General features: G+C 37.1%; 18 protein-coding genes and 1 pseudogene. 5 read left to right on the top strand and 14 right to left on the bottom strand.

Going from position 1 to position 19,894, the window contains the following annotated elements; genetic code table 11:
* Positions 1 to 7: 7 nt before the first annotated feature.
* The 5 genes from MNY27_RS07210 to truC form a co-directional block, all read right to left on the bottom strand.
* A complete protein-coding gene (locus tag MNY27_RS07210) occupies positions 8 to 823 on the bottom strand; it encodes a peptide deformylase (protein WP_346392047.1) in 816 nt (271 codons plus the stop codon).
* A gap of 75 nt (positions 824 to 898) precedes the next feature.
* The gene (locus tag MNY27_RS07205; RefSeq protein ID WP_188109477.1) at positions 899 to 1,075 is read right to left on the bottom strand and encodes a hypothetical protein; all 177 of its coding nucleotides are present in this window, start codon (positions 1,073 to 1,075) and stop codon (positions 899 to 901) included.
* 16 nt (positions 1,076 to 1,091) lie between these two features.
* The gene (locus MNY27_RS07200; protein ID WP_152184297.1) at positions 1,092 to 2,561 is read right to left on the bottom strand and encodes an FAD-dependent oxidoreductase; all 1,470 of its coding nucleotides are present in this window, start codon (positions 2,559 to 2,561) and stop codon (positions 1,092 to 1,094) included.
* A gap of 161 nt (positions 2,562 to 2,722) precedes the next feature.
* Positions 2,723 to 5,284, bottom strand: coding sequence for an aminopeptidase N (pepN, locus tag MNY27_RS07195; RefSeq protein ID WP_346392046.1), 2,562 nt, complete (start codon positions 5,282 to 5,284; stop codon positions 2,723 to 2,725).
* Between the two features lie 19 nt (positions 5,285 to 5,303).
* On the bottom strand, positions 5,304 to 6,053 hold the full coding sequence (gene truC / locus MNY27_RS07190) for a tRNA pseudouridine(65) synthase TruC (protein WP_152184299.1): 750 nt from the start codon (positions 6,051 to 6,053) through the stop codon (positions 5,304 to 5,306).
* Between the two features lie 27 nt (positions 6,054 to 6,080).
* Here truC and MNY27_RS07185 point away from each other — a divergent pair, with 27 nt between their 5' ends.
* A complete protein-coding gene (locus MNY27_RS07185) occupies positions 6,081 to 6,398 on the top strand; it encodes a cupin domain-containing protein (protein WP_346392045.1) in 318 nt (105 codons plus the stop codon).
* A gap of 36 nt (positions 6,399 to 6,434) precedes the next feature.
* Positions 6,435 to 7,151, top strand: a complete 717-nt coding sequence (locus MNY27_RS07180; protein WP_188109478.1) for a hypothetical protein — start codon at positions 6,435 to 6,437, stop codon at positions 7,149 to 7,151.
* On the opposite strand, the gene MNY27_RS07175 is transcribed toward MNY27_RS07180, so the two are convergent.
* Complete coding sequence (locus MNY27_RS07175; RefSeq protein ID WP_346392044.1) at positions 7,152 to 8,435, bottom strand: DEAD/DEAH box helicase; 1,284 nt, start codon at positions 8,433 to 8,435, stop codon at positions 7,152 to 7,154. It lies immediately after the preceding gene.
* A gap of 151 nt (positions 8,436 to 8,586) precedes the next feature.
* On the opposite strand from MNY27_RS07175, the gene MNY27_RS07170 reads away from it, so the two are divergent.
* Together MNY27_RS07170 and MNY27_RS07165 are read left to right on the top strand one after the other, a co-directional pair.
* Positions 8,587 to 10,437: a bifunctional diguanylate cyclase/phosphodiesterase gene (locus tag MNY27_RS07170; RefSeq protein WP_346392043.1), complete on the top strand. Its 1,851-nt coding sequence runs from the start codon at positions 8,587 to 8,589 to the stop codon at positions 10,435 to 10,437.
* A 44-nt stretch (positions 10,438 to 10,481) separates the two neighbouring features.
* Positions 10,482 to 10,970, top strand: coding sequence for a DUF2062 domain-containing protein (locus MNY27_RS07165; RefSeq protein ID WP_152184303.1), 489 nt, complete (start codon positions 10,482 to 10,484; stop codon positions 10,968 to 10,970).
* Here the strand turns inward: MNY27_RS07165 and MNY27_RS07160 are convergent, their stop codons facing one another.
* From MNY27_RS07160 to MNY27_RS07140, 5 genes are all read right to left on the bottom strand, one after another.
* Positions 10,971 to 11,264: a DUF1294 domain-containing protein gene (locus tag MNY27_RS07160; RefSeq protein ID WP_152184304.1), complete on the bottom strand. Its 294-nt coding sequence runs from the start codon at positions 11,262 to 11,264 to the stop codon at positions 10,971 to 10,973.
* A complete protein-coding gene (lgt, locus tag MNY27_RS07155; protein ID WP_152184305.1) occupies positions 11,264 to 12,043 on the bottom strand; it encodes a prolipoprotein diacylglyceryl transferase in 780 nt (259 codons plus the stop codon). Before lgt ends, MNY27_RS07160 begins: the two co-directional genes overlap by 1 nt.
* Complete coding sequence (locus MNY27_RS07150) at positions 12,044 to 13,327, bottom strand: (Fe-S)-binding protein (protein WP_346392042.1); 1,284 nt, start codon at positions 13,325 to 13,327, stop codon at positions 12,044 to 12,046. It abuts the gene before it with no gap.
* A gap of 2 nt (positions 13,328 to 13,329) precedes the next feature.
* Positions 13,330 to 14,700: an oxygen-independent coproporphyrinogen III oxidase gene (gene hemN, locus MNY27_RS07145; RefSeq protein WP_152184307.1), complete on the bottom strand. Its 1,371-nt coding sequence runs from the start codon at positions 14,698 to 14,700 to the stop codon at positions 13,330 to 13,332.
* Between the two features lie 216 nt (positions 14,701 to 14,916).
* On the bottom strand, positions 14,917 to 16,629 hold the full coding sequence (locus MNY27_RS07140; protein WP_152184308.1) for an ABC transporter ATP-binding protein: 1,713 nt from the start codon (positions 16,627 to 16,629) through the stop codon (positions 14,917 to 14,919).
* 138 nt (positions 16,630 to 16,767) lie between these two features.
* Here MNY27_RS07140 and MNY27_RS07135 point away from each other — a divergent pair, with 138 nt between their 5' ends.
* Entirely contained in the window at positions 16,768 to 17,838 is a 1,071-nt protein-coding gene (locus MNY27_RS07135) for a glycosyltransferase family 9 protein (protein WP_152184309.1), read from the top strand.
* Here MNY27_RS07135 and MNY27_RS07130 read toward each other — a convergent pair.
* From MNY27_RS07130 to MNY27_RS07120, 3 genes and pseudogenes are all read right to left on the bottom strand, one after another.
* The gene (locus MNY27_RS07130; RefSeq protein ID WP_346392041.1) at positions 17,813 to 19,105 is read right to left on the bottom strand and encodes a 3-deoxy-D-manno-octulosonic acid transferase; all 1,293 of its coding nucleotides are present in this window, start codon (positions 19,103 to 19,105) and stop codon (positions 17,813 to 17,815) included. The two genes, MNY27_RS07135 and MNY27_RS07130, sit on opposite strands and share 26 nt — an antisense overlap.
* Positions 19,102 to 19,452, bottom strand: coding sequence for a GtrA family protein (locus tag MNY27_RS07125; protein ID WP_346392040.1), 351 nt, complete (start codon positions 19,450 to 19,452; stop codon positions 19,102 to 19,104). The genes MNY27_RS07130 and MNY27_RS07125 overlap by 4 nt, the downstream gene beginning before the upstream one ends.
* Before the next feature lie 16 nt (positions 19,453 to 19,468).
* Positions 19,469 to 19,894, bottom strand: a pseudogene (locus MNY27_RS07120) (glycosyltransferase); the annotation flags it as partial.

Below are 19,894 nucleotides of genomic sequence, written 5' to 3'. Positions count from 1 at the left end.
TCTACTTCTATTGATATACAAAGAAATAAGAAAGCAGCATAATAATACTCAATTTAAAAAGTACTATCAGTGCCGTTCCAATAATGTTCCCTATCTGACAACTGCTACATCCACTTTGTTGTTTTCCCTCATACTGTGCATAAAAGAAATAGACTACATCAAGAAGAACAACCCCGATAGAACCATACAGAAGATACTTCCAAATATTTTGCAGCAGTAAGCTATCCTCAATAAAAAGAGATGCAACAAAACCAAGTGCCATAAATACCATAATCACATTCATTATCAGTACAATTTTATCTCTTTTAAAACTTGTTTGACAGTAGTCTGCACTTCCTACTTCACCACCATACTCAAGTCTGTTTTCAAAAGCCTCTTTTGCCTCTTTGGACATCTTATGAATGAATGTCGCACCAAAGGTATAATCAATTTTTCTCTGGATTACAATAGCCATAGACCCACTTGCTTTGAGAGAACAATCTTTTGCATCTCGGTCTTGATAAACCACACTGATATTTTCATAACGTGTTATCTCTGCTGTTTGGTTTGGATAGTATGCAGTTGATTCTTCGGTAGTGACTCGGCCGCTGTGTGCGATAAGACGAGGGTTGATCATCTCTATAAGTTCACCATCCTCATTTTTCACAACAATCACATTATAATAGCTCCCAATCTGAAAAGCGGCAAGACCATCCAAATTATTTTCATTGATAGTATCTTTGAGATCTTCTATCAAGGCAAATAACTCGTCATTAAAAACTCTTACATCAGTTGCATATTCGACACTAAGTGGAGTTGGGTATGTGATAATCTCTTTAACCATAAAAGCGCCTTTTATATCGTTTTTGGGAAATATTTAAAGGGGAATCACTTTGGGATAAATCCCAAAGTTATAAAATTAGTGGCTTTTTCCTACCACGATAATCATTTTAATATTGATCACTACAAATCTGATAAATTGCCAGATAAGACATGTTCTCATTTTTCTAGCGAATGCACCTGGAATCATTGTAAGATTAAATGCATCACTTTTTTGAAAGTTTACTTCTTCTTCTACTAGTTTTTTCTCGCTCATGTTGTCTCCTTATATTTTATTCTGGAATTAAAGTCCAGCCTGGATTTAGTTTTGCTTTATAGATAAACAGGTGATGTAAAATATGTTTAATCCAGTGTCCAGCAAGACCGATTTCACCAAATGTATAGTCTGTATCACGACCTGTTCCAGGATATTTTTCAAAGTCAGGAACAACAGGGTAAACTGTCATCGCAGCCGCAGTTCCGTCAAATATACCTTTACCTGCAGAAGCAACACAAGCAGCACCCATTTCAGCCATAGAAGCTTCATGTAAATGAGCATTTTCACCTTTTGTCATTAAGTCACAAACAGAGTGTGCAACAGCTTTACCGATAATACCAGAAGGCATACCAGTTCTTGGTGGTGTTGGGTTAATCGGAGTTCCATTTGGAGAACTCATAGGTTTAGAGATGATATGTGGTGGTGCGAAAGCGATACCAGCAGCAAACATATTTTTATATGTAGGGTTTTGGTATGTTCTTGGCCAGTCAGATGCTTTCCAGTTCTCATAAGCACCAGCATTATAGTTTGCATCAACTTTCATAAATCCGTTTGGAGCAAACACAGTATCAGTGATATCTTCACCTGCTTTGTTGTAAGCTTTAAGACCTACACCTGCAAATGGTGGAATAAGCATTGAGAAATCGAACTCCTCTTCACCCGTTGAACCATCAAGAAGCTCATAATGAACTTTCCCTTCTTCAACTTTCGAAACATGCGCACCTATAATCCATTCAACATCACGCTCAGCAAAAAGTGATTCAGCAAAAAGCTTAGAAGATACAACATATCCACCAACTTTCATATGAAGTCCACCCATACCAAAGTCACCAAGGAATGACTCATTTGAGATCCATTTCATATCTGCCATATCACGTACACCGGCTTTTCTTAACTCATGTTCGATATTGAAGATATACTCAAATGCAGCACCTTGACATGTACACATACCGTGACCTGTACCAATAAGGAATTTTTGACGTGTTCCAGCTTTCATCTTTTCAATAGCTTCAGCTAATTTTTCAGAAGCGTGAACAGCGTGGTCTGCAGTACATACTGAAACCGTATGCTCACCTAATTGACTTCCTTCACCTAAACCTGGTGTTGCACCGAAATTAAGTTTTGGACCAGTTGCATTTACTAAATAATCATATTCAATAGTTTCACTTTGACCTGCTTTATCTGCACTTGTATATTCAATAGTTACAAAAGGCTTATCGCTTGACTCATTACCTTCTGGATTGATTGATACTGCTTTAGCCTGATGATATGTAATTCCAGCTTTTGCATATACAGGGGCCAAATCAAAAGTAACATCCTCTTTTGTCATTTGTCCAACGCCAACCCAGATGTTTGATGGAATCCAGTTCCATTTTGCATTTGGAGTGACAACTACTACTTCGTGCCCAGATCCTAACCATTTTGCAGCGAATGTTGCTGTTGTATGTCCAGCAACACCACCACCTAATACTACTAATCTTGCCATATATTCATCCTATTTTCAAGTTCTAGAAAATCTTATCAAAAAATAATCACATTTGTATCACAAAAAGTAATTACAATTACTTATAATTTTGATAAATTTAAGAAATACATGCTATTTTTGCCCTATTTTAGGAGAGATAAAAAGTTCATTAAACAAAAAAACTAATTTGATTTTAAAATTTTCTCTATAATCTCAAAAGAATTTTTTGAAAGTGACTGTGTAGAAACTACACGCATCAATTCTCGCTTCATTAATTTTTGGTTTTCTTTGTTCATTTTATCATATATTTTAAATGTTGAGCAGAGCCCAGAGGCCATTTGTGGGTTGATTTTATCGATCTCAATGATCTTATCTGCAACAAATTTATATCCCTCTCCATCTTTTGCATGAAAATGTTTATGATTTCGAGCAAAGGTTCCTACTAAAGAACGTACAAGGTTTGGCACTTTATCATCATATACCTCATCATTCTGCAGTGCTTTTACACGATGCAAAATATCATCACGCAATGAAGATGAAAGCAGAGCAAAGTATTTGTTCATCACAAGTGTGTTCTCTTTATACTTATTGTAAAAATCTTTAAAAGATTCTTCAGCTAACGGTTCGTCAGTATGCTCTAACACATCAAGGGCCACCACTCTGTCTGTCATCGTAAGAGATTTATCATACTGGGCTTTTGCAATGAGTGCTATCTCTTTACTCTCTAAAGCAGAAAGCAGTTTTAAGACTCTGTTTTTGATAGCACGCTTAGAAATACTTTTTGCGTCCAAAGAAGCACTTGTAGAGTGATTTTCGCGGTAGAGTTCTAAAAGCTTCTCTTTAAAAGTAAATGCAAGTTCTTTTAATAGGTCCTCTTGTGCAGCATAAATTTTTTGACAATCAACAATCTCCTGTCGCTGCATTAATGTAGAGACTGATGGCAGTTCTAAAAGAAGTGCCTTATATGAAAGATCGATATCCAGATCAAGCAGATACCCAAAAGCTTCGATGTAAGCCTTATTGATATCATGACCTTCCATCATTGCTTCCAATGTTGCAACAGCAAAGTTTTGTGCTGCTTCATACTGCGTAAAACTGTTGGTATCATACTTCATTAAAAAAGCATAATCTATCTGTTCCTGTTCTACTATAATAGGTGCAGAAAAATCTCTATTAATGGAGAGTACCGGTTTTGCATCAAAACCTTCAAAGGTAAATGTCTCTTGCTCTTTTGAGATGATAAGCATCTCCTCAAATGCCTCTGCGCCATCTTGATGAATCAATGCCATCTTTAAAGGATAGTACATCGGTTCCTGCTTTGAGCCATCAACGTCATCAGGAATCTTCTGCGTGAGCTTTAAAGTATATCTACCATTTTCAAAATGCTCTTGAACGACAAGACGAGGTGTACCACTTTGGTGATACCAGAGTTTAAACTGCTCTAAATCAATCTCACCTGCTTTGCTCATTGCCCAGACAAAGTCACCTGTCGTTACTGCTTCACCTTCAAAACTTTTAAAGTACAGATCCATAGCCCCGCGGTACTTCTCTTCTCCTAGCAGTGTATACATCATACGAATGACCTCAGCACCTTTTTCATAGACGGTCGAAGTATAGAAGTTATTCATTGAGATGTATGATTTTGGCTGGATAGGATGACGTGTAGGCGATGCATCTTCAACAAACTGACGCTCACGCAATCCTTTTACATCTTCTATGCGTTGTACCTCACTTGAGTTCATATCTGCTGAGAAGCACTGGTCACGAAAGACGGTCAACCCCTCTTTAAGGGTGAGCTGAAACCAGTCACGACAGGTTATACGATTTCCTGTCCAGTTATGAAAATACTCATGGGCAATAACAGATTCAATACCCATAAAATTTGCATCTGTTGCCGTATCGCTGTCTGCTAGAACATAGGCAGAGTTAAAGATATTGAGCCCTTTGTTCTCCATGGCCCCCATATTAAAACTGTCAACTGCTACTATATTATAGATATCAAGATCATACTCTCTTCCATACTGTTCTTCATCCCAGAGCATAGCTTCTTTGAGTGAGCTCATTGCGTGAGAGCATTTGGACTCATTTCCTCTGTCTACATAAATGTTAAGAGCAACTTCTTTGCCGCTCATTGTTATAAAACTGTCACTTACCTCCCCCAAATCTCCGGCAACCAAAGCAAAAAGATAGGAAGGCTTTGGATGTGGATCATGCCAGGTCACTCCATGACGACTGTCAAAGCTGTCATGGCACTGCAATCTGTTTCCATTACTCAGTAGTACTGGATACTTCTCTTTGTCAGCTATAACCGTTGTAGTAAAGAGACTCATAACATCAGGACGGTCAAGATAAGGCGTGATTCTTCGAAAACCTTCTGGTTCACACTGAGTACAAAAGATATCTCCTGATCTGTATAGACCTTCAAGCTCGGTATTTTTATGCGGATAGATTTTATTGATGATTTTGAGTTTAAAAGCTTCTGGTACATTACTAATCGTTAATGATTCTGCATCAATGTTATAATGCTCACCTGAGAGTACCATACCATCGAGTTCAATCTCCAAAAGTTCCAACTCTTCAGTGTGAAGTCGTAAGTCAGTCACATTTTCAAGTTTTAAAAACTCCATAACATTGGTAACAATGGTCTCTTCTTCATAAAGCTCAAATGTTAGATTGACACTTTTAATGGCAAAAGAGGGTTTTTTGTAATCTTTTAGATATATCGCTTTTGGTTGTTCACTCATCTCTATTCTCTTTTTATTTTTAATTATAAAATTCTATCTTATCTTGCCATCCAAACTCATTAAAGAGTTTTTGAAACGTTGCATCTAATTTTGCTTTAAATATCAGATTTGCACCACTATAGGGATGTTGCAATTCAAGACTCACGCAGTGAAGCAAAAGTCTATGTACTCCATATTCTGCACGTATAAATTTATTATGCTCCCCTCTTCCATACTTTGTATCACCAAGAATATGATGCGAAATATGTTTCATATGACGGCGAAGCTGATGCTTTCTGCCCGTCTGTGGCAAAAGTTCTACTAAGGAATAACGTGTTTTTTCATAACGTCCTACCGGTCTGTCAATCTCGACAGTTTCCACTCTCTTATACTCTGTTATAGCATCTTGGGCACCTTTGTCTTTTTGTGCATCCTTATCGCTGATTTTATCAAGCTTCTCTTTAAGGGCATGCTCTATCAGACCTGACTCATCTGTATAGCCTCGAACGACTGCAATGTATTTTTTTCGTGTTGCATGCGCTTTAAACTGTTCATTGAGCAGTTTTGACGTATGAGAATCCAGTGCAAAAAGAAGAACCCCTGAAGTCGGTTTGTCTAATCTATGAACAGGATATACCCATGCACCTATCTGATCACGCAGCATCTTCATCGCATAATAGATCTCATGCCTATCTATCATAGACTTGTGTACCAAAAGTCCACTTGGTTTATTGATAGCCACCAAATAGTCATCTTTATAAAGAATCTCTAACTCATAATTTTCAAACATAGTGCAATAATATCATATAATACTGCTATGCAAACATCAAATGTCTTTACAAATATTCCATCAGATTTATCACAAGAGGTTTTTGAGACACTGCTTGAAGCAGATGATATCCGTATAGAGCGTATCATCTCCTATGGTCACAGATCACCAAAAGAGGGATGGTATGACCAGGAAGAGAATGAATGGGTCATCGTTTTAGAGGGGAGTGCTACTTTAGAGTTTATCGATAAAAAAGTAAACCTGAAAAAAGGCGATTTTATCAATATAAAAGCACATGAAAAGCATAAGGTAATCTGGACTGTAGAAAATAAAAAAACAGTTTGGCTTGCAATCTTTTATAAGTAAAAGTATAATAACTCAAAATTATTCAAGGTTACGCTAATGCAAGACTATACTTTCTCTATATTTGGTGTCATTAAAGAGGCTTTTAGGCGAACAGATGGTGTTAAATGGACATTTATCGCTTCACTGCTTCTTTTTTTACTTATTCAGTTGACTATTGCTTTTACACTCCTGCTGATTATGCCTGAAGTTGAACAGTATCTGGACCTTCTTTTAAATGTACTTACACTGCCTATTGCTGTTGGAATTATCATTCTTGGTATCTCACGTGCACGACAAAAAGAGCTGGCTGTTAAACAGATATTTGACTATTTTGGACGCTATCCATATCTCTTGCTCGGTTATATTTTAGTAACGCTTTTTACAATTCTTGGATTTATCGCTCTTGTCATACCTGGTATCTACCTTGCAGTAGCATATACTTATACACTTCCCCTTATAGCAGATAAAAATATGAGTGTCTGGAATGCAATGGAGCTCTCACGTAAGACTGTTACAAAACAGTGGTTTCGCTTTTTTGGCCTTGGAATTGCCATATTTATCATCGTACTGCTTGGTGCAATTCCTATGGGTATCGGACTGATATGGAGTGTTCCAACGGCATATATCACTTACGGACTTCTTTACCATAGACTTTTTGATGATGAAGAGATAGAGTATGATAACAATGATATAGAAGAAGAGACTATAGAAGAAGAAAAAACAGTAAGCACTTCACCTAAAGAACCTATGAAGATCTATCCACCAGAGAGTTGATTATCCATCTCTCTTGGTTGTTTTTCTCTTTTTCTTGGCACTTTTTAAGAGTTTCGCCGTTACACGTTTAGGCTCTTTTTTATGTTTGACAAACTTCTTTGCCTCACGTTTATGCTCTGCTTTTAATTTGACTTCATCAACATCTTTACGACGAATATTCGGGTCTGGCTCGAAACCTTCTACAACATCTTTCGGAATCTTTTGACCGATGAGCTTTTCAATCTCTTTGATATCATACTTCTCATAGATATCAATCAAACTAATAGCCTCACCTTCACGCCCTGCACGCCCGGTACGCCCAACACGATGCACATAATCTTCAGGAATGGAAGGAAGTTCATAGTTAATGACATATGGTAACTCCTCAATATCAAGTCCACGTGAGGCAATATCTGTTGCAACGAGTACTCGAAATTTACCCTCTTTAAACTGTGTAAGCGTTTTTAAACGTTTTGCTTTTGTCTTATCTCCATGAATCACACCGACTTTAAGCCCATCTTTTTTGAGTTCTTCTGCAAGCTCATCTGCACTTGCCTTTGTGCGTGTAAAGACAAGGACCTGAGGAAAGTTGCGTGAGCCTATAAGATATGCCAAAAGTTCTGCTTTTCTTGCAGTATCAACCTGATAGGCTATCTGATTGATTGTATCAACCGTCGTATTTTTCTTTGCAGTTTCAATAAATGCAGGTTTTGTCAATATAAGTTTTGAAAGCTTTCTCACCTTATCTGAAAATGTTGCAGAAAAAAGGAGTGTCTGATGACGTTTTGGTAACAATGGATGAATCTTTCTAATATCTTTCGTAAAACCCATATCAAGCATTCTATCTGCTTCATCAAGTACAAAAATCTCTACATCACTTAAATTGAGTCCATTCTCAATATGTTCTAGCAGTCGTCCAGGCGTTGCTATAACTATTTCAGTACCATGTTTGAGACGTTTACGCTGTTTTTCCAAATCTTTTCCACCAACCAAAATATCTGTTTTTATATCCATATATTTTGCATAAGCATTGATATCTTCATATATCTGAATAGAAAGCTCGCGTGTCGGAGAAAGAATGATTGCACGAATCCCTTTACTCTCTTGATGTTTACGAAGACGCTGTAAAATAGGAAGTGCAAAAGCAGCTGTTTTTCCCGTCCCAGTTTGTGCTGTAGCAAAAATATCTTTTTTCTGTAAAACTAAAGGAATTGCTCTTTGTTGAATCGTTGTCGGCCTTGTGTAAGCCAAATCTTCTATGGCATCAAGCAGAGGTTTAAAGACTCCTAGTTTTTCAAATGACATTTTTACCCTTATAAATATTTATATAGCGGTATTTTAGCATATTAACTCAAAGATTACAGTTATAAATGTGATAATAAAATTTAATATAAGGATGTGATACTTTTGTGATATAATTCTCACAAAAATATAAGAAAATGACACGTAGACAATGATGGCAACATATAAAAATTATTTAAATGACATTATACAACTAGATAAGCTTCATCTCAACCCATATAAGCTTAAAGAGATCTCTGTTATTATAGTACCGATACTTATAGGTCCTATCAGTTTTTTATGGGCACTTATTTATCTTATCTATGGTCAGTATACTGCTGCAACTATTCCTATGTTTTACAGTTTTATCTCTCTATTTAATCTGTGGCACTACAAAAAAACCAATAATCTTCTCGCTATTCAAAAAACACAGATGCTTCTTGTTCTTATCTTGCCTTTTTTATTGATGTGGGTTTTAGGCGGTTTTGCAAATAGCAGCTATATCATGGTCTGGGCATTTTTTGCTCCGATTGCCGCTATCATTCATGAAAAACGAGGAGAAGCAAAGTATTGGCTCTTTTCATTTTTAGCCTTGATGGGCTTTTCTGTTTTAATCGATCCATGGCTTATCGCACATCATAAAGAGACTATGCCAAAGAGTGCGAAAGAGATCTTTTTCTTTTTAAATATCTCTGCATCACTGACGGGTATCTACTATCTTCTCAAATTCTTTGTTTACAATAAGAACAGAAATATCACAACAAAGCTCAAAGAAAAGAACCAACAACTCCTAGAGTACACAAAAGAGCTGCGAACCATGCTCTACATAGACTCTCTGACAGGACTTAAAAACAGAACGGCACTCTTAGAAGATAAGAACAAAAGAGACTCAATGGTACTTATCCTGCTCAATATAGACAGATTTTCTCAAATCAATGACCTTTTTGGGGAAAAATTTGGAAATAGAGTACTCATCGCTTTTAGTCAACTGCTCAAGAACAATCTCAAAATATATAAAAACTGTGAGGTATATCGCCTTAGCGGTGATGAGTTTGTCATTCTCTCTGGAGAGAGAGATGCAAAGATATTGACAAATAATATCGCTCAACTTGTCAATTATATCAATGAAAATCCTTTAGAGATTGAGGATCAAGAGATCGCACTCCATATTACAGTCGGAATCTCTACAGAAAGTACCGAACAACTGCTTCCTACTGCGAATATGGCTCTCAAAGCTGCAAGACGCTCTAAAAAAAGTATTATCTTCTATACAGAGGAGATCTCCTTAAATGAAGAGTACGAAAACAACATTCGCTGGATAAAAGAGATAAAAGAGGCGATCAAAGAAGATAGAATTGTTCTGTTTTATCAGCCGATTATGGACAATGAGAGTAATGAAATATGTAAGTATGAAACGCTGATACGGCTCATTGACCAAGAGGGGAACATCATTGCTCCAAATAAGTTTTTGGAGATTGCCAAAAAATCAAAGCTCTATAAACAACTGACAAGAATTGTCATCCAAAAAAGTTTTGAAGCCTTTAAAGAGAATGACTTTGACTTCTCAATCAACCTTACAATTGATGACATTCTTGATAAGAAAATCACAACTATGATAGAGAGAACTTTGCAAAACTATAATATCTCACACAGAGTTATCTTTGAGATCGTAGAGAGTGAGAGTATTGAGAATTTTGAGAAGGTAGAAGATTTTATCAATATGGTCAAATCATACGGTTGTAAAATCGCTATCGATGATTTTGGTACAGGATATTCCAACTTTGAACATCTTATGAAACTTCAGGCTGACTTTATCAAAATAGATGGCAGCATCATTAAAGAGATAGTCCATAACAAACGCTCAGAAATTATTACTTCTGTTATTGTTGCTTTTGCAAAAGAGATGCAGATAAAGACTATTGCAGAGTATGTAGAAAATGAAGATATTCACAATAAACTCATCAAACTTGGTGTTAATAAGTCTCAAGGCTATTTTTTCGACAAACCTCAGCCAAATTTACCATAAAAGCGATATACTTTCGAAAATTAATTTGAAAAACAAGCTTTGGTATGATACGAAAAACACTTAAAAAGACTTCCTCACATAAAAAACTCAGAGACTTTATCAAAAAATACAAAATTCCACCCGAATATCTCTCTACAAACAGAAAAATGATTACTCGAGGTGTCCTTATCGGTCTTTTTATAGCCTTTATCCCTATGCCGATGCAGATGGCTGCCGTACTACTGTTTGTTCCGTTTGTAAAATTTAATGTTCCCATAGGGCTTGCTATGTGCTGGCTGAGTAATCCCATCACAATGCCACCAATGTACTATATGGAATATCTTACAGGGTCTTTCTTCCTAGGCATACAACCAGAACCAGTCGAGATGACACTAAAGTGGTTTAAAGACAATCTTGATGATATTTTTATTCCTCTTTATTTTGGAACTGCCATCTACTCTGTATTTGGTTCTATCAGTGCATACCTTGCTGTTAATTTTTTATGGAAAAAATCTGTTGAACGAGATAGAAAACGTCATAGAAAAGAGAGATAACTAACGCAAAAAGTTAATCACATCTATCTGCGTGAAGTAGTATGCAATAGCTACTATCCATAAAAGTAAAATCACGATATGCTTAATAAGAAAACTGCTTTTTGCAATTTTATGATGAAAGAGTGCCATAGCAAGTGATGCACCCAAAAATCCGCCTATAATGGAAAAGGTATGTAACTCTTTTTCAGAAACTCTGCGTTTTTTCCCATAACGGGAGATAAATTTATCATAACTATAGATCAAAAATGTAAGCAGATTGATAAAAAGAAAGTAAAAGAGAATAACACGCTGCATCAAATGCGTTTTCTCAAAGAGTAAAAGATAAGAAAAACACCTGCAAGTAAAAAAGGAATACTCAGCAGCTGCCCCGTTGTCAAATCAATCCCAAGCGTATAATCAGCCTGTCTTACTTTGACAAACTCCACAAGAAAGCGTACTGTAAATATAAGCACTAAAAAGAGTCCAAAGATAAAGCCGGGACGCAGAGTTTTATACGATTTTTTATAGACAAAGAGTAAAATAAAAAAGATTGCAAGATAGGAAAATGCCTCATAGAGCTGTGCAGGATGGCGCGGCAACATATCTACGCGCTCAAAAATTACGGCCCACGGCACATCTGTCGGTTTTCCCAAAATCTCAGAGTTCATAAAATTACCCATACGAACAAAAAAACCAAAAAGTGCTGTTGGAATTACAAGCCGGTCAATCAGCCACATAAAATCTATCTTATACTTCTTAGCGCCAAGATAGAGGGTCAAAAGCACTCCCGCCCCTCCTCCGTGAGAAGCCAAACCGCCTTCCCAGACAGCAAAAATCTTAAGCGGATGCGCAAGATAATAATCAGGGTCATAAAACAAGCAATGCCCAAGCCTCGCCCCGACAACGATTCCGATAATGGCATAGACAAAAAGCGGCTCTATGGTATTTTCATCTTTACCCTCAAGGCGATATACCCGTTTCATAAACTCCAAACCGCTTAAAATCGCAGCAGCAAATAAAATTCCATACCAAAAGACATGAACAGAGCCAAAAGAGAGCGCTACCGGATTGGCATTCCATACAAAATAGTGCATCTACGCTCGCAATACATCAGCAATGAGCTCTATTGGGTTTTTAAAGACAGTTTCAACCCCCGCATAGTTCATCGAAGCATTTATCTGCATACGACAAGCTGAGCACTCCGCACTGACAATTTCAGCTTTTGTCTCTTGAATCATTGCTGCTTTTGGAGCACCGGCAGCTTTTGCAAAATGGTACTTCTCAGACTGCATTGTCACCCCGCCAAAGCCACAACACTGATTTGGGTCGCTCATCTCTACTATTTTGTAGTTTTGGCGAATAAGACTTCGCGGCTCTTCATGAATACCCTGCATCTTTTTTGCATGGCACGGGTCATGGTACGTTACAATCTTCCTGTTTTGTTTTTTCTTTGCAAGAATAGACTCAAGCTCGGTATGATGCTGTAGCCACTCTGTTGCCATAAAAACTTTTTTCATCACAGCTCTTGCACGCTCTTTCCACTCCGGTTGGTCATGGAAGTAATGCTCATAGTCAATTTTAAGCATCGCGCTACATGTGGCTTCTGGAACCAAAATAGCCTCAACATCATCAGCGAACTTCTCAAAGTATTCAATGTTAAATTTCGCATTATGATCAACTGTATCAAAATCACCTGTAAAGTATGCAGGTGCAGAACAGCATTTCTGGCTTTTTGCCAAAAAGGCATCAATCTCTAGATGCTCTAAAATCTCCAAAAGAGAATCACCGATATTTCTATAGTTGTAATTCCCCAGACAACCGATAAAAATCGCCACTTTTCGCTTGCCGCCATTGTTGATATTTTCGGGATGCGCATTTAAAAAAGAGGTTTTTCTCAAACTTGGCAGCAGTCTGTCTGCCTTTAGCATCGGAATATTAAAACGTGAATGCATAGAGTCAATATCCGCTTTAATCTTAAACCCACAGGTCTGAAATACCCAACCGAGTTTAAAGGCCAAGTCATTAAGCCATCTATGGCGCAGCAGTAAAAAGAAAGCTTTTTTGTACCATGCAATACCAAACTTTTGAGCAATATCTGCACGGGCCTGCTCTATTATCATATCAGTCGGGAGTGATTTAGGACAGACATCAACACAATTTGTACATAAAAAACAGCTCTCAAAAATATCTTTAGCCGTCTTGTCTAGCTCTAGGTTTCCACGCTTGTATGCACCCAGAAGATCAATGAATCCGCGCGGGCTTGTTACCTCATCGGCATTGACATTATGAATAGTACATACAGGAATACATTTCCCGCATTTAACACAATCATCAGCAATCTTATCGAAGCTAAAAATATCTTCCAGTTTTTTATCCATCTCTACACCGTTTTTGAAAATGTTTTATCACTTTGTGCATACTTTTTCATATATGCATCAAAAGGCTGGGCAATATTACGGATAAGCAGTGTTCCCGTCGCTGAGCACTCAAGTTTATCATCACACACTACAAGAAGTTCTTCTTCTACAAAAGGCTCCAAAGCCTGAAGTGCATCTGCAAAATATTCAGCAAAAACAACATCAAAGAGTGATTCAAATCTTTTGATATCAAGTTTGAAGTTACTCATTAGCTCCATAATGACATATTGACGGATCATATCATCTTCACTGAGTACTACACCACGTTCAAACGGCAGTTTTCCTGCATCAATGGCAGCTTCATAGCTCGGCATATCTTTAAAGTTTTGTGCATAATAGTCCACACCTTCACCGATGGACGTAAGTCCCACTCCGATTAAGTCCGCTCCGCCTTTAGTTGTATAGCCTTGGAAATTTCTATGGAGTTCACCTTTTTCTATCGCCTGAAAAAGTTCGTCTTCAGGTTTTGCGAAGTGATCCATCCCAATCATTTTATAGCCATTTTCTGTTAAGAAATCAATTGTGTACTGCATAATTTGGAGTTTTTCATCAGGACGCGGCAAGGTTGTTTCATCTATTTTTCGCATCGTCTTTTTCAGCCAAGGAACATGCGCATAGTTAAAGACTGCAAATCTGTCAGGATTAAGTGTAAGTGCCAAAGAAAGTGTCTCTTTAAAAGTCTCTAAAGTCTGATATGGCAGACCATAAATCAAATCCACATTAACTGATTGCATATTGTACTTGCGCGCCAGATCCATTGCATCTTTTGTAATGTTATATGGTTGTACACGGTGGACTGCGACTTGTACTTTTTCATTAAAGTCTTGAATACCAAAGCTCACGCGGTTAAATCCATGCTCACTCATAACACGCATCTGATCTTCATTGATATGACGTGGATCAATCTCACAAGATATCTCCGCACCCTCTACAAAATTTGGAAAGTAAGATTTAATCTCTTTAATAATCTCATCTAGCTGTGCAGCCGAGAAAAAAGTAGGTGTTCCCCCACCAAAGTGCATTTGAATCACTTCTCGTGAGCAATCAAGGTGCTGTGAAAGTATTTTAAGCTCACGCTTCAAATACTCCATATAGCGTAGCATCTTATCCTCTTTGGAAGTAAAGACGACATTACAGCCACAAAAATAACAGGCATTTTTACAAAACGGCAGATGAAAATAGAGACTCAAAGGACGCGAAGAGTCCTGTGTTTCAAGTTTTTTAATATAGTCATCATACTGAAAATCATCACTAAACTCCAAGGCCGTCGGATATGAAGTATAGCGAGGTCCCGGTTTTGAGTATTTTGTAAATTTTGCGAAATCTAATTCCATCTGCTTTATGTCCTAAAATAGTATATGTGCGATTATCTCTAAAAAGTGTTTATAGTTTGATAAAGTTTTTGTTTTATGTTATAATTTTGGCTGTGAGTATCGCTTTAGTTGGTTTTATGGAGCGGCAATTTGGGTTGGGGAAGTCATGAGCCTCAACCCTTTTTTTTGCCCTCCAAAAACCAATTAGGAGGACATTTAATGGATAAGCTGATACTCCTACTTTTTTAGCTCTCCAGCCAACCTTTGATAGACCCCTGAACTTTTCAATAGCTCTTTGTGTGTACCACTCGCAACAATACGTCCTTTTTGCAATACTAAAATCTTATCTGCATCTTCAATCGTTGAAAGACGGTGCGCGATGGTAATGGTAATCTTATCTTTTGTATATTCATCAAGTGCAGCTTGAATACGTTTTTCACTCTCATTATCAAGGGCTGATGTTGCTTCATCAAAAAGCAGCAGCGAAGCATGTTTATAGATAGCACGCGCGATGGCAATTCTCTGACGCTGTCCACCGGAGAGGTTGGCACCTGCCTCATGCATCATCGTATAGATGCCATCTTCGAGTTGCATAACAAAGTCATACGCATCTGCAAGTTTGAGGGCTTCTATGATTTTTTCTTCATCTATCTCCTCCTGCCCATAAGCAACATTGGCTGCCAAAGTATCTTGGAAAATATAGATACGCTGTGTAACAAGAGCGATGTGATGCTTGAGTGACTTCTGCGTAAACTCTTTAATGTTTGTGCCGTTGATACAAACCTCACCCTCATCAGGGTCATAAAAACGAAGCAGCATATTCATAAATGTCGACTTTCCGCCACCGCTGTCACCGACAAGTGCGATATGTTCACCCTGTTTGATACTCAGACTCACTCCATCTAAAATATTGTAGTTCTCATATCGAAGTACAACATTTTTATACTCTACCTCTTTGATATCCTCACGCAGCTCTTTTTTGCCATCAAGCACTACATTTTCTTTATCGACAATCTCAAAGACACGCTCACTTGCAGCAAGAGCATCTTGAATCTTAGAGTATGTTCCGCCAAGTTTACGAATTGGCTCAAAAACAAGCCCAACAGCCGTAATGAAAGCCGTAAACTCACCGACTGTCATCTTGCCATCAAACACCTCTTTACCACCGACATAGACAACCATCGCAAGCCCTGATACTGCAATAATCTCCATAATAGGTGAAACCAATGCCCCTACATAGATTGCTTTCATATTTATCTTAAAAAAGTTCCAGTTCTCAATACTAAAACGTTTCATCTCAAACTTCTCAGTTGCATTGGCTTTTATAATCTCAGAGTTATTAAAAACCTCTGTCAAACGTGAGACTAAATCAGCATTTTTTGACTGCGAACGGTGTGAGTATTTTTTGAGTTTTTTAGCAATCATCATTAAAGGGTAAATAATAAGCGGTACAACAACAAGTGTATAGAATGAAAGCAAAGGATTTAAATAAACAATATAGCCAACAAGTGCAATGACAGTTAAAAAATCCCGAAACATATCCGGCAGCATATTTGAGACAAAAAACTGAATACGGGCAATATCATTAGTCACACGTGAGATAAGCTCCCCACTTCTGTTTTGATACAAAAACCCCATATCAAGATGGATCATCTTATCTAAAAGTATCTCACGAAAACGCGTCACAATACTCTGCCCGATATACTCCATAAATACTGTTTGGATGTATTTCCCAACTGCTTTTGTAACATAGATAGCAATCAGACCAAAAGGAATGATATAAAGCATGGTTTTATCTTTTTTGATGAACATATCATCCATCATCGGTTTCATAATCTGCGCAGTTCCAACTGTTGAGATAAGAATCAACAAGCCACCAAAAATGACTAACAAATAGTAAAGTTTATACTCTTTTATATAAGGCCAAAATCTTTTTACAATCTCTTTCAAAGTTTCTCCAGTAAATAACTGTGCAATTTTACCCAATTAGAGGTTAATTGTTAAGTACCTATCCAAAAGGAAAACTAAAACTCTTCCTTTTGGATAGGTACTTAATTTGCTATAATTACATAAAAAATAAAGAGTCTTATGAAATATCCTCTTCACGTAATTATTAGAAAAAAAGTATCCAGCCTGTTTAATGGTTTGTTATCATTCTTCTCTTTAAAAAAAGCCCATAAAACAACCATCCATAAAGATGAAATAAAACATATTGTTATTATCCGTCCAAACTACCGTATCGGTAACTTGATTTTTCTGACACCACTTATCAATGAACTCAAAAAGCATCTTCCCGATGCAAAAATTGACATAATTGTCGGAATGAAGCTTGCCGGAAAGATTTTAGAACCAATGCCAAATGTAGAAAGAGTCATCGATATTCCACGAAAACTTCTGCTACATCCGCTTGATATGTTTGAGTATATCAAGCAGACTCGAAGAAAAAAATATGATGTAGCCCTCAATATCTCGGGAGGCTCAACAAGTGCACAAATAGTTTCACTCCTTGTTAAAGCTAAGTATAAAGCATCATTTTACAGTGACAAACTCTGGGCAGATTTTACCCATGTGCAAGAGCGAGGTAGACCGACACATCCTCATATGGGACTTGAAGTTCTAGAGTTTCTACGATTTTTTGACATTAAAGTACCTCAAAAAGCACCTTCGCTTGATATAAAGCTCACACAAGAAGAGATTAACACTGCAAAAACTGACCTGAACAAAATTTTAGAAGAAAATGATATTGATAAAGAAAAAAAAGTTATCACTATCTTTCGAAATGCCCGTTTTGATAAAAAAATAGCTGATGCATGGTGGAGCGAGTGGGTGGATTTACTCTTACAAAAAGATAAAGATATTGTCATTATTGACATATTATCTCCTGATATTCCAGAAAAACTTAATGATAAAGTTTTATCTTATTCCAACAAAAACCTGCGTGTTCTGGGAGCATTTTTTAGAGCCTGTGATCTTTATGTCAGTGCAGATACAGGGCCTATGCATTTAGCTGTAGCTTCGGGTGCCAAGGTATTGGCACTCTTTAACAAAACAAATATTGCAGTCTATGGTGCCTTAGGTGCACAGAACAAAACCATAGATATAGAAAAACTCTCTTGTGAAGAGGTAGCTAACATTACTTTGAAACAGTTACACTCTTAGCCACGTAGGCATTAACATCATTTACATAATTGACTTTGATATCATACTTTCTACTGTCAATTGCACCCATAATATTTATAAGTAAAAAATAGCTTACAGTAAAAAGTACAAACTTTTTGAGATAGTTCTTGCTATAAGGCTTAAAATAGATCAAAAACGGCATTATTGCAAACGGAAATACAATTATAAGATGCCAGTAACTAAAGATTATCGGGGAGAGAATCGAGCTGATAAAAACCCCTAAAAGTGCTCCAAAAACATAGAGTAAAAGCCACTCCCCTTTGGAACTGCTTGCCTCACGCACAAAGAGTCTCCCTTTAAGACGATCATATAAAAGACGGTTTGCTTTATAAGAGAAGTAAAGTGTTGCAACACCAACAGCAATTACAAGAGCTTTATAGAGATACGTCAAAATAAGCTGCACCATATGCACACTACTAATCCAATCAAAATGTGCACTCATAATAAGCTTGTTTGGAAAGAAAAATGAACCATAACGTAGCCAGTAGATAAAAGACTTTAAAACCGGATATACATGTACTCCACCCCAGCCAATATAACGTCCAGTATCATCAGCATGTTTTGTGATAGAGCTGTTTTGCATTACAGCCTGTAGGTATGGAATCAAAGAGATGCCAATAACAATAACACCAAAAACCACTCCAAACCAGTTTACTTTTACTATTTTTCTATAAACCAGATAGAGGGAGATGATAGAGAGAATAATCCATGAATAGTGAAACTGCATAGCGAGACCAATTGAGAGCATATGTAAAAAGGAGTACCAAAAAGAGCTCTTCTCCCGCTGCTTGTAGGCTGAGTAAAAATGCAGAGCTGAGAAGAAAAAGAGATAAGATGGGTTATAGAGTATATTTTCAAATAAAAACCAAGGATTGAGCCAGTAGATGATTAAAAATACTAGACGAATATCTGCTTTAAAAATATCTTTTATAACAATGTCAAGTAAAAAGTATGATGCTAAATGCAAAAAGATTAAAAAGAGCATCGGTGACCAGGGCGAGTCAAAGAGCATTACAGGCAGTGCTACAACATAGGTCAGCATACTCCCTGGAACATTTCCCACCGCACTTGCAGCATTACCGTAATTTATCCAAACATCTTTATATGCTGCCATATAACCTTTGTAAAGCATCTGGGTCTGATCCCCTGTAAGTATTTGGTGTGAAGCATAAAAGAGCGAGAGTCCAAGCCCCAGCAAAAGTAAAAGTGTCTGAATTTTTATAAAGTTTTTCTCTAAATGCATCATATCTCTTTAAATGTCCAAAATTTGTGAATCATAAATGTTACTAATGGCATTATAGCAACAATGACAAGGGTGTGTAAATAGCTGTTTTGTATTGGAAAAATATCTGAAAGAATGTAGGAAAAAAGAAAAGTCCCAAACTGTACAGCAAAAAATTTTGCTAATTTTATAAAATGAAAACTGCTTTGAAAGACATAGAGTGTTTGAAACACATAAGAAAAGACAAAAGCTGTCAAAAAAGCAAATAGGTTTGATACAAAGACGCTACTGTTGAACAGATAGATAACTGTCCATGCAACAAAAAGGTGTACCAGTGTAGCGACTACTCCAAAAAAGCCATATTTAGCCAACTGGAGAATATGACCTTTAATACTCATTTTCGATGATATAGACCGGTCTGTTTTTTGACTCTAAATATATCCGTCCAATATACTCACCTAAAATTCCAATACCCATCAGCTGTATACCTCCCAAAAAGAGAACAACTGTTATCATGGAAGCATACCCTGGTGTATCTGCCCCAAATATAAGTGTTTTAAGAATAATCCATGAACCGTATAAAAAAGCAATAAATGCCAATACCATTCCAACATAGAGCCAGATACGAAGCGGTGCTGTTGAAAAACTCGTAATACCGTCAAGTGCAAAGTTCCAAAGTTTCCAGCCATTGAAACTTGTATCACCTGCAGCTCTCTCTTCTCGCTTGTACTCAACAACAGCTGTTTTAAAACCAAGCCAGGCGAAGATTCCTTTCATAAAACGCTGTGTTTCAGGAAGTTTTTTCAGCTCATC

Origin of the sequence: Sulfurimonas sp. NWX79, assembly GCF_039667035.1 — a bacterium.
In the GTDB taxonomy this organism is placed as follows: domain Bacteria; phylum Campylobacterota; class Campylobacteria; order Campylobacterales; family Sulfurimonadaceae; genus Sulfurimonas; species Sulfurimonas indica.
The sequence above is the reverse complement of the archived record's forward strand: the minus strand, read 5'-3'. Positions and strand labels throughout refer to the sequence as shown.

Excerpts from the sequence above, each read along its gene's own strand:
- MNY27_RS07180 (WP_188109478.1), top strand. The coding sequence starts at position 6,435 with ATGCAAGACTATACTTTCTCTATATTTGGTGTCATTAAAGAGGCTTTT.
- pepN (WP_346392046.1), bottom strand. The coding sequence starts at position 5,284 with ATGAGTGAACAACCAAAAGCGATATATCTAAAAGATTACAAAAAACCC.
- MNY27_RS07170 (WP_346392043.1), top strand. The coding sequence starts at position 8,587 with ATGGCAACATATAAAAATTATTTAAATGACATTATACAACTAGATAAG.
- MNY27_RS07160 (WP_152184304.1), bottom strand. The coding sequence starts at position 11,264 with ATGCAGCGTGTTATTCTCTTTTACTTTCTTTTTATCAATCTGCTTACA.
- MNY27_RS07130 (WP_346392041.1), bottom strand. The coding sequence starts at position 19,105 with ATGATGCATTTAGAGAAAAACTTTATAAAAATTCAGACACTTTTACTT.
- MNY27_RS07205 (WP_188109477.1), bottom strand. The coding sequence starts at position 1,075 with ATGAGCGAGAAAAAACTAGTAGAAGAAGAAGTAAACTTTCAAAAAAGT.
- MNY27_RS07135 (WP_152184309.1), top strand. The coding sequence starts at position 16,768 with ATGAAATATCCTCTTCACGTAATTATTAGAAAAAAAGTATCCAGCCTG.
- MNY27_RS07175 (WP_346392044.1), bottom strand. The coding sequence starts at position 8,435 with ATGTCATTTGAAAAACTAGGAGTCTTTAAACCTCTGCTTGATGCCATA.
- hemN (WP_152184307.1), bottom strand. The coding sequence starts at position 14,700 with ATGGAATTAGATTTCGCAAAATTTACAAAATACTCAAAACCGGGACCT.
- lgt (WP_152184305.1), bottom strand. The coding sequence starts at position 12,043 with ATGCACTATTTTGTATGGAATGCCAATCCGGTAGCGCTCTCTTTTGGC.
- MNY27_RS07200 (WP_152184297.1), bottom strand. The coding sequence starts at position 2,561 with ATGGCAAGATTAGTAGTATTAGGTGGTGGTGTTGCTGGACATACAACA.
- truC (WP_152184299.1), bottom strand. The coding sequence starts at position 6,053 with ATGTTTGAAAATTATGAGTTAGAGATTCTTTATAAAGATGACTATTTG.
- MNY27_RS07210 (WP_346392047.1), bottom strand. The coding sequence starts at position 823 with ATGGTTAAAGAGATTATCACATACCCAACTCCACTTAGTGTCGAATAT.
- MNY27_RS07185 (WP_346392045.1), top strand. The coding sequence starts at position 6,081 with ATGCAAACATCAAATGTCTTTACAAATATTCCATCAGATTTATCACAA.
- MNY27_RS07150 (WP_346392042.1), bottom strand. The coding sequence starts at position 13,327 with ATGGATAAAAAACTGGAAGATATTTTTAGCTTCGATAAGATTGCTGAT.
- MNY27_RS07165 (WP_152184303.1), top strand. The coding sequence starts at position 10,482 with ATGATACGAAAAACACTTAAAAAGACTTCCTCACATAAAAAACTCAGA.